Source organism: Mucilaginibacter sp. A5337 (assembly GCF_059690695.1).
Genome location: NZ_JCAWEC010000006.1, coordinates 11,972 through 27,982 on the forward strand (window position 1 = coordinate 11,972; position 16,011 = coordinate 27,982).

The 16,011-nt window shown below is 42.0% G+C and carries 12 protein-coding genes; 3 read left to right on the forward strand and 9 right to left on the reverse strand.

The window, feature by feature from the left end; all coding sequences use genetic code 11:
• Positions 1–10: 10 nt before the first annotated feature.
• On the reverse strand, positions 11–2,437 hold the full coding sequence (locus AC59JO_RS20385; protein WP_497307589.1) for a TonB-dependent receptor domain-containing protein: 2,427 nt from the start codon (positions 2,435–2,437) through the stop codon (positions 11–13).
• A gap of 471 nt (positions 2,438–2,908) precedes the next feature.
• Between AC59JO_RS20385 and AC59JO_RS20390 the strand changes: the two genes are divergently transcribed.
• A complete protein-coding gene (locus AC59JO_RS20390; RefSeq protein ID WP_497307591.1) occupies positions 2,909–3,325 on the forward strand; it encodes a UPF0158 family protein in 417 nt (138 codons plus the stop codon).
• Positions 3,326–3,680: 355 nt separating this feature from the next.
• Here the strand turns inward: AC59JO_RS20390 and AC59JO_RS20395 are convergent, their stop codons facing one another.
• From AC59JO_RS20395 to AC59JO_RS20405, 3 genes are all read right to left on the reverse strand, one after another.
• Complete coding sequence (locus tag AC59JO_RS20395) at positions 3,681–4,559, reverse strand: sulfotransferase (protein WP_497307593.1); 879 nt, start codon at positions 4,557–4,559, stop codon at positions 3,681–3,683.
• Between the two features lie 9 nt (positions 4,560–4,568).
• On the reverse strand, positions 4,569–5,132 hold the full coding sequence (locus AC59JO_RS20400; protein ID WP_497307595.1) for an adenylyl-sulfate kinase: 564 nt from the start codon (positions 5,130–5,132) through the stop codon (positions 4,569–4,571).
• 177 nt (positions 5,133–5,309) lie between these two features.
• On the reverse strand, positions 5,310–5,924 hold the full coding sequence (locus tag AC59JO_RS20405) for a class I SAM-dependent methyltransferase (RefSeq protein WP_497307597.1): 615 nt from the start codon (positions 5,922–5,924) through the stop codon (positions 5,310–5,312).
• A 71-nt stretch (positions 5,925–5,995) separates the two neighbouring features.
• Between AC59JO_RS20405 and AC59JO_RS20410 the strand changes: the two genes are divergently transcribed.
• Positions 5,996–6,355 (forward strand): MmcQ/YjbR family DNA-binding protein, encoded by a 360-nt coding sequence (locus AC59JO_RS20410; protein ID WP_497307599.1) that lies wholly within the window; start codon positions 5,996–5,998, stop codon positions 6,353–6,355.
• 3 nt (positions 6,356–6,358) lie between these two features.
• Here AC59JO_RS20410 and AC59JO_RS20415 read toward each other — a convergent pair whose 3' ends face one another.
• Complete coding sequence (locus AC59JO_RS20415; protein WP_413670837.1) at positions 6,359–6,544, reverse strand: hypothetical protein; 186 nt, start codon at positions 6,542–6,544, stop codon at positions 6,359–6,361.
• A 110-nt stretch (positions 6,545–6,654) separates the two neighbouring features.
• On the reverse strand, positions 6,655–7,656 hold the full coding sequence (gene tsaD / locus AC59JO_RS20420; RefSeq protein ID WP_413670836.1) for a tRNA (adenosine(37)-N6)-threonylcarbamoyltransferase complex transferase subunit TsaD: 1,002 nt from the start codon (positions 7,654–7,656) through the stop codon (positions 6,655–6,657).
• 200 nt (positions 7,657–7,856) lie between these two features.
• Here tsaD and AC59JO_RS20425 point away from each other — a divergent pair, with 200 nt between their 5' ends.
• The gene (locus AC59JO_RS20425; protein WP_497307602.1) at positions 7,857–12,287 is read left to right on the forward strand and encodes a translocation/assembly module TamB domain-containing protein; all 4,431 of its coding nucleotides are present in this window, start codon (positions 7,857–7,859) and stop codon (positions 12,285–12,287) included.
• Positions 12,288–12,658: 371 nt separating this feature from the next.
• Here AC59JO_RS20425 and AC59JO_RS20430 read toward each other — a convergent pair whose 3' ends face one another.
• The 3 genes from AC59JO_RS20430 to AC59JO_RS20440 all read right to left on the reverse strand — a co-directional run bounded on the left by AC59JO_RS20430 (position 12,659) and on the right by AC59JO_RS20440 (position 15,938).
• Positions 12,659–13,864, reverse strand: coding sequence for a bifunctional 3,4-dihydroxy-2-butanone-4-phosphate synthase/GTP cyclohydrolase II (locus tag AC59JO_RS20430; RefSeq protein WP_497307604.1), 1,206 nt, complete (start codon positions 13,862–13,864; stop codon positions 12,659–12,661).
• A 133-nt stretch (positions 13,865–13,997) separates the two neighbouring features.
• Entirely contained in the window at positions 13,998–15,452 is a 1,455-nt protein-coding gene (locus AC59JO_RS20435) for an LptF/LptG family permease (protein ID WP_497307606.1), read from the reverse strand.
• 105 nt (positions 15,453–15,557) lie between these two features.
• Positions 15,558–15,938, reverse strand: a complete 381-nt coding sequence (locus AC59JO_RS20440) for an START-like domain-containing protein (RefSeq protein WP_497307608.1) — start codon at positions 15,936–15,938, stop codon at positions 15,558–15,560.
• Positions 15,939–16,011: the final 73 nt, after the last annotated feature.

Consider the following 16,011-nt stretch of genomic DNA (forward strand, 5'->3'; position numbering starts at 1 on the left):
AATATTACTTTTAAAATTTAATACTCAGGCTTAAAGTCCCGCGGGTTGGGTTTTGAGGGGCCAAACGGAACGACCAGTACTTTTCATTGGTCAGGTTGTCCAGCTTAAATCCTAAACGATATTTTGGGCGATCGTAAAATACCGTAGCATCAACCGTAGTATATGAGGGTATGGTAAATTTGAATGTTGCTGTATTGGTTTGATATGAATCACTTCCGTAATTGCCGCCCACGCCAAAACCTAAACCCTGGATTTTACCATGGGTAATGCGGTAACTCATCCATACATTGGCCAATCGGGCCGGACCTGAATTAGCCGGACGTAAACCCTGCAGCCCCGTACCCGGGGCAGCGTTGGTAATTTTGCTGTTGTTATATGCAAACCCTGCTACAATATTAAAGCCATTAAAAGGATTCGCAATTAATTCGGCCTCGATGCCTTTGCTGAGCTGCGTACCGGCCTGGGTTGAAAAGCCTGGATGGGCCGGATCATCCATGGTGGTGTTGGTTACCGAAATATCGTAATAGCTCACAGTCGAGCTGATTTTGTGGTCCCAGGCATCAACCTTTATACCCGCTTCCCATTGGTTGGCATATTGAGGTTTAAATGGTGTGTTATCAAAGCTGGTTGCACTCACATTATTAAAGCCGTTCATATAGTTTCCGAATAATGATACCTGGTTTTTAACCACCTGGTAAACCAAACCAAATTTCGGCGACCATGCCGTTTGGCTGAAATTTCCGGTAGTTTTACCATCGGCAGGAGTATAAGCGCCTTTATTAACAAACCTATCAACACGGATGCTGGCCATGGCATTCAGGCGTTCGGTAATATTAAACACATCTGACACGTAAGCCGCGTAAGAGCTCTGGTTATTTTGAACATAATCACCTGCCTTTGGTGCAGCAGCGGCCACGAGGGCCGAAACTTTATCTGCCGTAAAACTATTATAAGCGGCTCCCGGATCGAGGTAATTGATAGATGGAGTGCTTACTGTAATGTTGGTATTATTACTTTTCTGATTGTAATATTCTAAGCCGGCAACAATACGGTTACGGAATTGCCCGATTTTAAAATCGCCTATGAAGTTTTGCTGCACGTTGGTGATATAATACGGATAATCCTCCTGGGTAACCTGGCGTTTTATTTGTTTGGTACTGTCAACAAGGGTGAATGCTGTAACCATGCCTTTGGTAGTTGAAAAGGTTTTATTAAACATGGTTTGGGATTTCCATTTATCAGAAATCCTGTAATTGATTAATGAATAAAGGTCAATTTGCCGGCTCAGGTAATCAACACTATTGTTACCAAATGAACGTTTGTAATCAATACCCAGATCTTTAACATTGTAGATTTTTCCTTTAGTATCGGGTGCAAGCCTGTATGCCGATGTCGCATTTGAGTTACCAATTTCGGCGTCTACGTCAACTGTTAAACGGTCATTAACAATGTAAGTAATGCTTGGCGCAATAAAAAAACCACGGTTAAAACCTGCATCCTGGAAACTATGCTCATTATGTAATGCTGCATTTACCCGGAACAGTACCGATTTATCCTTATTCAAAGGCATATTCACATCGGCCGTAAGGCGGTTAAGATCGAAGCTGCCCGTTTGGTAAGCAATTTCGGTGCGGGGCGTTTCATTGGGCTGTTTGGTAACGCGGTTAAATAAGCCGCCAAATGAAGCAAGGCTGCTGTTAAACAGCGTGCCAGTAGGGCCTTTGATCGCTTCTATTTTTTCAATATCGGCAGGATCGATACTATTAAAGTTATAGCCAGCAACGCTATTACGGATAAAATTACCGGTAACAAAACCACGCGACAGCAGGGTTGTACGCCCATTGTTATACACCAGCGGCACGCCTGTACCAGGAATGTTTTTAAACCCATCTACATAGCTGGTTACTACCTGCTCTTTCATCAGTTCGCTGGTAACTACGCTGTAAACCTGGGGGTTTTCGAGGTTTTTGATGGGCAAACGCGCAACATCCTCAGTTTCCTTTTTCAGAAATTTGTTGTGTTTGGCACTTTTCACATAAACCTCCTGCAAGTCCTTCGCGCCTTCAGTCAAAACAAAATTCACTGTAGTGGTTTCACCGGCAGTGATTATAATTTCTTTGGTTTGAGTTTGCAGGCCAATAAAACTTGCAACCACGGTGTATGTACCTGCCGGAATATTTTTAATGGTAAAATGTCCGGTTTGCCCGGCAGTAGCACCAAACCTGGTATTGGTTAAAATGATATTGACAAACTCGGCAGGATTACCGTCCGAAGTTTTTACAGAACCTTTTGCAGTGCCCGTGCCAGTTTGAGCTTTTACGTTAATATTTAAAAGCAATAGTGCCAATAGGCAAGTAAAAAACTTGTTGAAATTATTTTTAACGTTTATTGTTACAGGTTTATCAAACGCATAAATAGGGGTATTTGTAAAATCCATATTTTACTTAAATAATAAATTGATTAAAAGGATCTGCATTAATTGATCCGGGCCACAAAATTTTCTGGCGACCAGCACACACCGGATTTCGGCGCAAAGTTATATTTATTTAGATTAATTACAAATAAGGCTTGAAGATTTACCTTACTTAGGTTGATGATGAGTGCTATAGAAAATCACAAATGATTACGGAATATTTTTTCTTTAATCACAACGTGTTTAGCTTATCAAATCATCGCCCGGCGACGTGCATAATTAACACCAACACTTTTCCCTCTTTGAAGTATGGTTGGATTGATTCACCTTTCAAAGTTTTTTAGTGTAAACTTTTCTTCGTTATAAATTATTTGCACAGCACGATATGTTATATTTCGCTTATATCTTTACAAAAGAAAGCTTAATTAATTTCAACCCGAAAAAATTAAGATCAAGATATGGCAATAGAAATAAAACCCGAAATAATAAAAGAAATTGCAGGCTGGCTTGATACAGGCATGCTTTGTTTTTATCAAAACCACAGGCGAACTTGAGTCTTATCCCGAAAATTTAGAATATTCGGGGATGGAAGATATGTGGAGCGAGGTAACAGAAAAAATAGAAGCCAACCCGGATGATTATTTGGCCTTTGAGCCTATGGCCAGCCGTGAAGCATTCAGAGTAATGGAAAACTTTGTAAGCACAATTGAAGACGTACTTACCCATACCCGGTTTACGGATGCACTTTCTTACAAAGGGCCATTCAGAAATTTCAATAATTTACTGCATGATTACCCCGAATTACGAGAAAAATGGTTCGCTTATAAAAACGCCCGTTATATTGCCTACGTAAAGCAAACAATAGCCTTTGAAAATAACGACTTTGAATCAGATTTTGACGATGATGAGTAATAACATATAAGAAAATGGTGTTATCTAACCAGTTCGAGCAACCTGAGTAATTCATTATTGCTCATATCTCCTGTTCGGATTTATCATAAATAGATAACAGGTACACGCTTATTCAAAGCTTATCTACAATCTACTATAGGGAAATCGCGTTTAAAATAATTTGATCTGTTTTGCTAAATCTCATCTGAAAAATTTCTACACGAATGCTTTTCAAACCATCCGCAATTAATCGAATTACACGAATTTTCAATTAAAAAAGATTCGTGTAATTCGATTAATACGTAAAAATTAGTGTGAAAATTTTTCATTTATACTATTTCTATCTGCATGTGGTTAAAAGCGATCTCTCTGTAGTCTACTCCTCCTTTCCCGGAAAGCTTTCGCTGCCACGCATGTAGCTTCCCAAGCGTTTGAGCAAATAGGTTGCCTTTATCAGTAGTGTTTTATCGGTAATAAAATCGCTGATATCGTCGGCTTTGTTCATCAGCTCCTGCTTGTAAACATCTTTAAAATCAAAGTAATTGAGTGTAAAGTTCCACTTGCTTGTTAAAAATGAAAAAACCTCGCTGTCATTTTCAAGTAATTGCGAGTAGTTAATTACCAGGTAATCGTCTGGAAGAAGCTTTTTTAACGAATGCAGGATAGCCTCATTATAGCTGATCCATACCTTCAGGTAACTCTCGGCATGATCATTATAAAAAGCCTTCAACCTGCGTGGTCGCCTGAAATAAGCCCAGGCCATCCGCTGAACATAATTGCGGGCCATATACTTTTGGTCGATCGCAGCAAAATCACGCCTTAGCAGTGAACTGACTACCGATTGATAATTACGCAATACCACGAGGTACCTGGCGCCTGGCAGCAGCTTTGCATAAGTATCCAAAAAAAGGCAGGTACGCGGATCTTTCCAGGCCCACTGCTCGTAAAGATTCTGCTTGATGGCAATAACAGCCTTCATCTTTTCGAGTTGGTAAAGCGGCACTTCAATATCCTTGGTATCGGTAAGCCCCGATACTTCAATACTGTTACGATCAAGGATTTCTTCATGGAGCTTTAAAAACTCCAGGTCTTCAAAGTGACCGTCGATATTTCCGATGCCGCTTCCACATAAACGTTCTCCAACCTGCAGGCCACAGCGGCTTAACCAGTTGGTTACAAGTGATGTACCTGAACGGTGCATACCGGCAATAATCAATGTTTGCCGGGGTGTGAATTTAACTGTGGTATTGATCATGGTTTAGTTTTAATAACGGCCGGTTGCCTGTAGTTGTCTGCTTAGTACCTGCTGATAGTTATCAAGAATAAAACCGGCTAACGTTTCTGTAGCATCGGTTAACTTCGTAATATGGGTGTTGATATACAGATCGGGCGAAGAAGGGATCTGGAAAGGATCATTAACACCGCTTAGGTTACTTAACTTATCGGGGTGCCCTTCTGGTAATAATGCACGTTTATACAGTCCTTTGGTATCCCTTTGCATTAATGTTTTCACCGGGCAGTCAATGTGTATCAGTTTCACATCAGGATAGGTGGCTATCAGCTCACGGCGAATCACGTCATACGGGTTTATAGCGCTGATGATAGTTACTACGCCATGTCCGGCTAATTTATTGGCAATAAAACACAGTCTGCGGATGTTTTCAAAACGATCTTCTTTGTTATAGCCCAGGTTAGGGAACAGTTTTTGGCGGTATACGTCTGCATCAATAACTTCCACAGGAATATCAGTATCCGATAACCTCATTTTAACATTTTGGGCAAGGGTAGTTTTACCGGAGCCGGATAACCCACAAAGCAGAATAATCATAAGGTGGTGTGTTAAGCGTTAATAATAATTACAGTATAAACCGTTATCGAAGGCTTAACGCAAATATTTCGGACGAAATTGCCGTTAACACTTTGTGTATCGATACATAGCTGCATTGTATCGATGAACCGGGAAATGATGTAGACGTAGGAAAAGAAATTAATTTGTCAACTACAGTTACTGTTTTTGCATACACCAGGTTGTCATGCAGCGCAGGTTTTGAACGTTGGTGGTTTTGATGGGCTCATAAAGTTGTGCATCAAGCTCGCGGGTATACTCAAGCAGGATCTCTTCATTTACTAAAAAACGTTCGGAGCCATCAGGAAGCAGGTAGCGGTAGTTACCCAATGGCTGTACTAATGTTTCAATACCGATATCAGATGCCAGCCTTGCGAAGAAATAGCCACCCGGTTTCAATACCCGCCACAATGAACGCAGCATGCTATCGAAATGCTCGGCATCATTGGCAAAGTGCAGTACGGCACTACAAATTACCAGATCAAACTGCTCATCACCGAAAGGCAGGTTTTCAACAGCGGCCAGTTTAAAGTTATCGGGCGAATGATTGGGGCACAGCTCGGCAGATAACCGTTTGGATAGCTCAACAGCATGTTCGCTTTGATCAACGCCATAAACCTTAAAGCCATTTTGCAAAAAATAAGCAATGTTTCGGCCACTGCCGCAGCCTGCATCAAGTATAGTGCGGCAATTGTCAAAACGCCCTTTCAATAACTGGTCGAACAAATAGATGTCGATATTGCCGTATAGTTTCCGGAGGTTACTGCTGCTCATGGCCGATACTGTTTACCCCCCGAAATTACTGTTTTATTGGATGCGTTTAAGAAAACTTATTAACTTTAAGTATGGCTACCGATATGCACATATTTTTGCAGTTTATGAAAAGCACCTTGCTGCCACTCCCCGGCGTTACCACCAAAATGCATTTTGAGCATCCGGCATTTTATGTAAATGACAAGATTTTCGCCAACATACACGAAAAGGAGGAATTGCTGGCCATCCACACCACCGAGCGCGAAAAATGGATGGCGCTTGATCCGCATACCTTTTTCATTACCCCGCACTATCAAAACTACAAATACATGCTGGTGCGCCTCGAAACAGTATCTCCCAACGACCTGAAGCAATTATTAATAACAGCTTATCTTGCAAGAGCCACCAAAAAGCTGATCAAAGCATACGAAGAAATGAAAGCTAATGAATAATGCTTACGGCCTTACGCCGTTTAATGCATCGCGGTTAAGATAAACGTAAATCAAAACACCAACTACCAGCACAGCCAGTACAATAAGCCCGATCTTTCCCTTTTTCTTATCCTGGCGCATAAGCCAAACCATAGCGGCTATTAATGGGATAACAAAAACAATGTAAAAAATATATCCTGATGCGTTCATATGCCAAGCCCCCTACCCCCCTAAAGGGGGAACGTTAATGTATTATATTTATAAGTAATTTTATATTTAAGCTATTACGCTATATCTCCCCCTTTAGGGGGCCGGGGGGGCTAAAAAGCCATCCTCGCCATCGGAGCAACGTCCTGTCCTATAAATTCGCCTTTAAGGTATTTATGGTAACCTGCTATGGCAATCATAGCAGCATTGTCTGTACAGTATTCCATTTTGGGGATAAAGCTGTTCCAGCCATTTTGTTCGGCCATGGCCTGCAACCCTAATCTTAAGCCGGTATTGGCCGAAACCCCGCCCGCCAAAGCTATATCTTTTATACCATATGCCTGCGCTGCTTTTTGCAGTTTGTTAAGCAAAATGGTAGCTATCCGCTTTTCTACCGATGCACAAATATCAGCCATATTCTCGTGGATAAAATCGGGGTTCTGCGCTACGTTGTCGCGGATAAAATACAGGATAGATGTTTTTAAACCACTAAAGCTAAAATCATATCCGGGTATCTGCGGCTCGGGGAACTTGTAAGCATCGGGGTTGCCCTGGCGTGCGTATTTGTCAATGAGCGGTCCGCCGGGATAAGGCAACCCTAAAATTTTACTGGTTTTATCCATGGCCTCACCGGCAGCATCATCAAGGGTTTGCCCTATGATCTCCATATCAAAATAATCCTTCACCAGCACAATTTGCGTATGCCCGCCTGATACTGTAAGACAAAGGAAAGGAAATGAAGGGTTTTTATCACCTATAAAATGGGCCAGGATATGGGCCTGCATATGGTTAATATCAATAAGCGGGATGTTTTTGGCTAAAGCAAATGCCTTGGCAAATGAAACTCCCACTAAAAGAGAGCCTAAAAGTCCCGGACCGCGCGTAAAAGCTACCGCATCAATATCATTTTTGCTTACTTTTGCGTTCAATAATGCCTGCTGAACAGCCGGAACAATATTTTGCTGATGAACCCTTGAGGCTAGCTCAGGGACTACGCCTCCATAAGCCTCGTGTATGGTTTGATTGGCAATAACATTGCTCATGATCACGCCATCAACACAAACCGAAGCTGAGGTTTCATCACATGATGATTCGATTCCTAAAATTACGGGCACGTATTTATTAATTATTGATTTACTGATTTAGTGAATTAGTGATTTATTAATGAGAAGCAAACTAATCCGTCTTGATAATTGTATAGGAATGGAGAAAAATCACTAACTCACTAATTCGCTAACTCACTAATTAAAGGTGCAAAGTTATTAAAAAAGTACTCAAAATATTCCTGAGCCTGGTATTGTTCATATTATTGACATTGAGCATACTTTTACTCACGTTTCAGTTTAAGCCCGTGCAAACCTGGGCTGCAAAAAAAGCAGCAGCTTACCTTGCCGGCGAATTGAAAACCAAAGTAGGCATCCAAAGCCTTTACCTGAGGCCATTCCGTTCGGTTGTTATTGAGGGACTTTACATTTTAGATAAAAAACAGGATACCTTGCTAAGCACACCCAAACTGGCTGTGGATATCGAAGATTTTTACCTGTTTAGCAGTATCAAACGCCGTACCATTAACTTTTCAAACATCGAACTGGATAATGGGTCCTTCTATCTCAAAAAGCAAAAAGACAGCACGACCAACCTTCAATTTGTCATAGATTACTTTAACTCGGGCGATACCACAAAAACAACAGCAAGTAAACCCTGGACATTAAATTTTGGCACTATTGCAATCAATAATTTCCACTTCAGGTACAAGAACAGCCTGCGCGATACCGTAATAGCCGGGGTTAACTTTAACGACCTGGACGTGCAGCATTTCAGTACCGAAATACAGGGTATGGATTTAAAGAACCACCTGTTTAAAGGCAATATCAAAAGCCTGAGCCTGCATGAAAAAAGTGGCTTTACGGTAAAACACTTTGCTTCAGACGCTACCATTGATACCAACCAGATTTTGCTCAAACATCTGGCCATACAAACCCCGCGATCAGACCTGAAGGATTTTTTCTGGATGAAGTTTAAATCATTTGATGATTTTGACAATTTTGAGAATAAGGTGCACATGGACGCCAACTTTAAATCGTCGCGCATTTCATCATCGGATATTGCCTACTTTACCAGTGCACTAAAAAAAGTAAGTTTTGATTTGGGCATTGACGGGCAGGCCAAGGGTTATGTAAACAATCTCAACGCCAAAAAAGTAACCATTAGCGGCGGTCAGGCTACTTTTGTTAAAGGTGATTTCAGGCTCCATAACCTTACCGATTGGGACAACGCTTTCCTCGAACTAAAATTTGACCAGGTTGCTTCCAACAAAAAAGATCTCGATTACCTGATCAGCCATTTTTCGGGAACGCCAACTGAAAAAGCACCTTCTATCCTATCCAAATTTGGCAATTTTAATTTTACGGGCAGGTTTACCGGCTCACAAAATGACTTTGTAGCCTACGGTGTTTTCAAAACCGCACTCGGTCGTTTTGATTCTGATATCAACCTCAAAATTGATAAAAACGACCGCCCAAGCTACAGCGGCAGGATTAACGCCTATGCCTTTGACTTAGGCAGCCTGCTTGATCAAAGCGATTTGGGCAGGGCCACCTTTGCTTCAAACATACAAGGCAGCGGCGATGCACTGAAAAGCCTTACCGAAAAAGTGGATGCTAAAATTGCGTCCATCACTTACAACAACTACACCTATAACAAGCTTACACTTAATGGCACCTTTATAAACAGGCTGGCCAATGCGCATATAACCATCACCGATAAAAATGTAAAGCTTGACCTGAAAGGTAAAGTTGACCTTAGGCCAACCCTGCCAACATATGACCTTACTGCCGATATCAAAGAAGCTAATCTGAACAAGCTCGGTTTCACCAAAGATACTTTAACTATCACCACACTGCTTAAAACCCAGTTTAAAGGCGATGACCTGGCCAATATTCAGGGCAACATCCTGTTCTCGCCGGCAAGGGTAGTCGATCCGCGAAATAATTATGCGCTTGATTCTCTTTATCTGTCAGCCGAAGGCATTGGCAATAACCGCACTATAGCTCTAAAATCCGACTTTGCCGATGGCAGCATCAAGGGTAAATATGACCTGGCAACGCTGCCCTCGTACTTTAAAACCATTGTTAAAAAGTATATCCCATCTATTAAAACAACCATCGTACCGCCTAAGCCCGAGGAGTTTGATTTTAACCTGAACCTGAAAAACCTCGATCCGCTTACAGCGATATTCCTGCCGGATCTGAAAATTCCTGATCAGGGAACCTTTGTTGGGCAATTTAACTCGGAAAAGAAAACAGCCACATTATCGGGCTATATCAAAACGCTTAAATATGGCAAAACTGTTTTCCATGATTTCATTATCGACGAAAACACGACCGAAAGCATGCTGGGCCTCAACTTATCCCTGAGACGAGTTGACCTTACAGATAGCCTTTTTATCAAGGATATCAACATCACCAACTTCCTCAAAAACGACAGTCTTAACTTTAACGTTAAGCTTTCGGATAAAAACGCGGTTAACCAGCTTGACCTTTACGGCCTTGTTGAGTTTGGGCGCGATACCACCGCCAAACTAAAATTGCTGCCATCAGATGTAATACTTGAAAAAGAGAAATGGAAGATCCAGGAGCAGGTACGCATCCGCTTATTGGATGGCAAAACCCAGGTATCGGGATTTGAGCTTTCCAACGGGCCACAAAAGGTATTTATTGACGGGTTTATATCCGACAATCCGGCAGATCAGCTGAAGCTCTCGTTCCAAAAGTTTAACATGCGTACATTTAATCAGCTCACGCGCACTTCGGGCGTCAACTTAAAGGGCTATTTGGATGGCGATGTTAAAATGACCTCAGTACTTAAATCTCCGGGGATCGACTCGCATTTAACCATCGATTCACTTGCCATGAACAAAACACTCGTGGGCAATGTGAAACTGGTTACTACGCTTGGCAACGACCGTAAACAGGCCGATATTAATATGAATATCATTAACCGCGGACTGGAAACCATGAATATTGGGGGCACCTACTCGTTTGGCCAGCAAGCTGATGATAATCTTGATTTTGATATCAAAATGAACCAAACCGAAGCCATTATATTTGAGCCGTTTATCAAAGACCTTGTTTCGGATGTAAAAGGCCACGTTTCAACCGATCTGAAGCTTACAGGCAAGCCTTCAAACCCGCAGCTTAATGGTTCCGTTACTCTTATCAACACCGGTCTTACCGTTAACTATTTAAAAACGGCCTACACCGTTAATAATAAGCTGGACGTAAATAACAGTGTTATCAGCATTAAAGACATGGTTTTGAAGGATATTCATAAAGGCACCGGCACCGCCAATGGCACCGTAGACTTGAATAACCTATCCAATCCGGATATTAATGTTAGCCTTAAAGCCGATAACCTGATGGCCCTGAATACCACCTTTAAAGATAATCACCTCTATTTTGGTACAGCTTATGGCACAGGCACGTTTAACTTTAACGGTCCGGTTGATAACATGAAAATTGATATTACCGCAAGCACCAATGCTGGCACCGTGTTTAATATCCCCCTCAATACGTCATCAACCGCCAGCGATTACGATTTTATTAAGTTTGTAAGCCATAGTGACACCGCCAAAGTTGCGCCCAAAGTCCGTGCATTTAACGGGGTCACCCTCAATTTTGATTTAAGTGCTGATGAAAAAACCATTGTAAAAATAGCCACCGATTACGGCCAGCTGGAAGGCAGCGGCGTTGCACGTAATTTAAAGCTGAATATCAACAGCCTGGGCGATTTTGAAATGTATGGTGACTTTTTAATCTCCTCGGGTAAGTTTGAGTTTACGGCCAAAAACTTCATCAGTAAAAACTTTACAGTAAGCCAGGGCGGTACTATCAGGTGGACAGGCAACCCGTCAAACGCTGAGATCAACCTTAAAGCCCTTTACGAGGTACGTACCAGCAAAGCGCCGTTATATACTGCAGCAGGTTTACAAACCCCTACCTCCGGACAGCAAACACTGGTACAGGCTGAGCTGATCCTCACCAAATCGTTATTGCAGCCTAATATTGATTTTGACTTTAACTTCCCTACCGATCCTTCTGTTAAAGACGATCTGGCTACTTACCTGGCCGATGCCAATAACAGGAGCCAACAGGCCATAAGTATTATTGTTCGCCGTAACTTTACCTCAAACAGTAACAATTTAACCAACCAGGTGCTGGGAACTGCAGGCGAAGCCGTGAGCGAATTTGCGTTTAATAAGCTCAACAGCCTGATCTCGCAATCGAACATCAAAAACTTCGATTTAAATATCCGCTCTTTTAATGAGGCAAGTGCTTCGTTGCGTTTCTTTGATAGCAGGCTATCATTTAACGGAAGCTTATTCAGCAACAACGGATCAAACGATATTTTCAATAATAATAACAGTAACCTGTTTAATCAGCGGTTTAACAATCTTACCAAAGACTTTGAGGCACTATATAAAATACGCCGCGACGGCAACTTAACAGCACGTTATTCGTATCGTGCCTTGAATAACGTAACATTAAGCAGCCTTACCGATGTGTTGGCACCACAATACGTTAATGGCTTTGGCTTGGTTTACCAACGGGATTTTGACACTTTTGGAGAGTTTATCCGCAATATCTTCAGACAGGGCCGCCGCAAAACCGCACCGGTTAATCCTGCACCAATACCAACATCAACTACCACACCAGCAACAAAACCGGATGAAGATGATGACCAGTAAGTTAAAGGCAGAAAGCTCAAAACTTCTCAACAAATACATAAAACTAAAGAGGCTGTATCACAAATCAAATTGATCGACCTGACGTTTTATTTCTTATGAATCAAAATATTTAAACAAAAGAGGGGTTAACACTTTTTTAGCATAAAAATCATTTAACTGATTGATTATAAATAATTTAATAAAAAATTAGCGCTAAATTGTGTTAACCCTGTTAACCCCTATTTTGCAATAAAGTTAATTCAACCGAAACTATATATCGCTTAAGTATCTGAAAACACAAAGAAGCTGATCGTTATGATACAGCCTCTTTACTATATTATATCCCGCCCGTTTAGCTTTTGGCTTTAAGCCTTGAGCTTTCCGCTTTCAGCTCAATGATCGCGCATAATAGCATGATCCATCCTGTCGCGTTTGGTGCGCAGGTAAGCTTCGTTATGTGGGTTTGATGCAATTTCGATAGGCACATTTTCAACTACCTCCAAACCATAGCCGATAAGGCCGGCACGTTTTTTAGGATTGTTGCTCATCAGGCGCATTTTGGTGATACCAAGGCTGCGCAGGATCTGTGCGCCGATACCATAATCGCGCTGATCCATTTTAAAGCCCAGCTTCAGGTTGGCATCAACAGTATCATAACCGTTTTCCTGTAAGTGATAGGCCCTTAATTTATTGATCAGGCCAATGCCCCGGCCTTCCTGGTTCATATAAACAATAGCGCCTTTACCTTCCTTACTGATCATCTCCATTGCTTTATGTAACTGCGGACCGCAATCACAACGGCATGAACCAAAAATATCACCGGTCATGCATGAGCTATGCACCCTAACTAAAATTGGCTCGCCGGGCTCCCAGGTACCTTTTACCAGGGCAAGATGATTTTCGCCGGTATCAACCTGGGTATAGGCTATCATATCAAAGTCGCCCCATTCGGTAGGCATTTTAACAGCTACCTCACGTTTCACCATTGATTCATGCTCCAAACGGTAAGCGATCAAATCTTTGATAGATACTATTTTGAGGTTAAATTCTTTGGCTATTTCCAGCAGATCCGGCAAACGGGCCATTTCACCGTCTTCCTTCATAATTTCGCAGATAACACCGGCGGGCTCCAAACCGGCTAAAACAGCCAGGTCAATAGCGGCTTCGGTATGGCCGGTGCGGCGCAGCACGCCGCCATCTTTAGCTATCAGCGGGAAAATATGTCCCGGACGACCAAGATCTTCGGGCTTAGTAGCGGGATCGATAAGTGCAAGGGTAGTTTTTGACCTGTCGCTTGCGGAGATACCAGTAGTACAGCCGTGACCCAACAGATCGACAGAAACTGTAAAATTAGTTTCGTGCGATGTGGTATTGTGGCTTACCATCGGCATCAGATCAAGCTCACGCGCCCGTTGCGCTGTAATAGGAGCACAAACCAGGCCGCGGCCGTGGCGAACCATGAAATTAATTGTTTCGGGGGAGGCATTGCGGGCGGCCGTTAAAAAGTCGCCCTCGTTTTCGCGATCTTCGTCATCAACTACGATAATTGTTTTACCTGCTTTGATTTCCTCGATCGCTTCCTGTATGGTGTTTAACATTATTTACTGGCTTGTTGGGTAGCGCCTAAACGCTTGTTTAATCTAAATCAAATTTAACGCATATTACCATGACTTGGGTCGGCGTTGTGTAAAATGATATTGCTTTTATAATATGGCGTTTATTAATATACCGCTAATGCGTGTGACGGGTTGCCTTGGGTTTAAATTTTGCTGTTACGCGATTTATAAAACGCTTATAAATCTCCATATCAAATAAGGCCGAATCAGTAGCCGCCTTATACGAAAGGAACAGGCCAATAGGCAGCAGCGTAATAATAGAGATCCACATCCCCAGATACTTATTAATATCCCCGCCTTTAACCGACTTTTCGCCAATGGTGGTAATGATGTAGTAGATAAGGAAAAACACTACCGAAACCACTACCGGTAACCCCAAACCTCCCTTACGGATAATGGAGCCCAATGGTGCCCCAATTAAAAACAGTACTAAACAGGCTACCGAAAGGTTATACTTTTTCTGATACTCCACAAAGTACCTGCGGATATTTTCCGAATCGCCTTTATACCTGTCGCTCCGGTTCCTGATAACATCTTTAATAGATCTCACCTCAGATGCTGCACTACTCAAGCTCATTTGCTGCTCGGATAAAGTAAGGCCCTGAAAGGCATCTTTTTTAGGATCAAACTCCTTATAATTTTTAATAGCCTTTGATTGCGTGGGTATTGAATAGTATTTGATATACGGTGTAACCAGTTTATAATTCACCATCACGTTACTATCAACAGAATGCTGAGACGAATCGAGATAATGCCGCAGTTGCCTGATGTTCATCATTTGCGATGCGGTTTTAAACTCGCTTTCATTAGTACGGGCAAGCTTGAAACCCGAAAGATCAAACTTGGTTTCAGTTTCCTTAAAGCGCTGACGAAGCAGGCGCTGCCTCGTATTATAGGTTGCGTTTTCGGAAGCGGTTTCTTCATATCTTACCCCATCCTTTAAACGCAATACCAGGTATTTGTCGCCCATGGTACGGAACATGGTACCTTCCCTGGCCAAAATTACGGTATTGTTATTATCACCGTTCGGGCTTTTTTGATAGATCATGATATTGTACAAACGCTGCCCGTCGGGGTCTTTACGTTTTACACGGATTGTATAGCCGGGAAAGCTGGTACTGAACACCCCCTCCGGCAGCAAATCGGCCGATTTTTGTTTACGCGCATCATACAACAGCGAATAATATTTCAGATTGGCTACCGGCAGCATATAATCCGAAAAAAAGAACGCGGCGATACTAAGAATGGTAACAACAGCGATCATGGGGTACATAGCACGCCTTAATGAAATACCGGCAGCCTTGATTGCCACCAGCTCATAATTTTCACCAAGCGCACCATAAGTCATAATAGTCGACAGTAGTATCGATAACGGCAGGGCCATCTGAACGTTGGTTGCCGAATTATACATCATCAGCTCAAGTATGGTATACCATGCAAAGCCTTTGCCAATAAGATCGTCAATGTATTTAAACAAAAACAACATCAGCAGCACAAACATCACGATGAAAAGCGTAACCAAAAAAGGCCTTATAAATGATTTAAGGAGTAAAAGGTGGATCTTCTTCATTAGTGCTATTTGCAATTAACAGGGCAAAACAGTTGGGCGCACAGTTAAAATCCATTAACGTGCAAAAACAGCTCAGCGTACAAAATTAGCTAAAATAAAGTTTTATCAGGCGCCTAATACACTTATGAGGTAATCGATAGAGTTATCCCAGATCAGCTTCCGTTCTGCAATGGCATCTTCGGTAGCAAAATCAGTAATGGCAAGCGCTACTTCATTGGTAAGCTCATCCTGCAATATTTCCATTTCAAAATAATACTGCGCATCATCGTCGAGCCATTTAAAACGTACGGATTTGTTTTCCTTAACTGAGCAAAGTTTGGCTTTTTGCGACTCATCATCCCATGTAAAAGTATAAACATGGTCACGAATATTAACCTCATCGGCAAACCATTGAGACAAGCCATTAGGCTCGCTTAAGAAGCTGAACAGGATACGCGGAGATGACTTTATCTCGTATTCAATGGTAAATTTTTTCTTTTCGGACATTCGGTTTACACTTAAAAAAAGAGGAACAAAACTAAAAATGAAACATTTTTTCTAAAGAAAACGAATTTCTACT

Excerpts from the sequence above, each read along its gene's own strand:
- AC59JO_RS20385 (WP_497307589.1), bottom strand. The coding sequence starts at position 2,437 with ATGGATTTTACAAATACCCCTATTTATGCGTTTGATAAACCTGTAACA.
- AC59JO_RS20395 (WP_497307593.1), bottom strand. The coding sequence starts at position 4,559 with ATGATCAATACCACAGTTAAATTCACACCCCGGCAAACATTGATTATT.
- AC59JO_RS20400 (WP_497307595.1), bottom strand. The coding sequence starts at position 5,132 with ATGATTATTCTGCTTTGTGGGTTATCCGGCTCCGGTAAAACTACCCTT.
- AC59JO_RS20405 (WP_497307597.1), bottom strand. The coding sequence starts at position 5,924 with ATGAGCAGCAGTAACCTCCGGAAACTATACGGCAATATCGACATCTAT.
- AC59JO_RS20410 (WP_497307599.1), top strand. The coding sequence starts at position 5,996 with ATGGCTACCGATATGCACATATTTTTGCAGTTTATGAAAAGCACCTTG.
- AC59JO_RS20415 (WP_413670837.1), bottom strand. The coding sequence starts at position 6,544 with ATGAACGCATCAGGATATATTTTTTACATTGTTTTTGTTATCCCATTA.
- AC59JO_RS20430 (WP_497307604.1), bottom strand. The coding sequence starts at position 13,864 with ATGTTAAACACCATACAGGAAGCGATCGAGGAAATCAAAGCAGGTAAA.
- AC59JO_RS20435 (WP_497307606.1), bottom strand. The coding sequence starts at position 15,452 with ATGAAGAAGATCCACCTTTTACTCCTTAAATCATTTATAAGGCCTTTT.
- AC59JO_RS20440 (WP_497307608.1), bottom strand. The coding sequence starts at position 15,938 with ATGTCCGAAAAGAAAAAATTTACCATTGAATACGAGATAAAGTCATCT.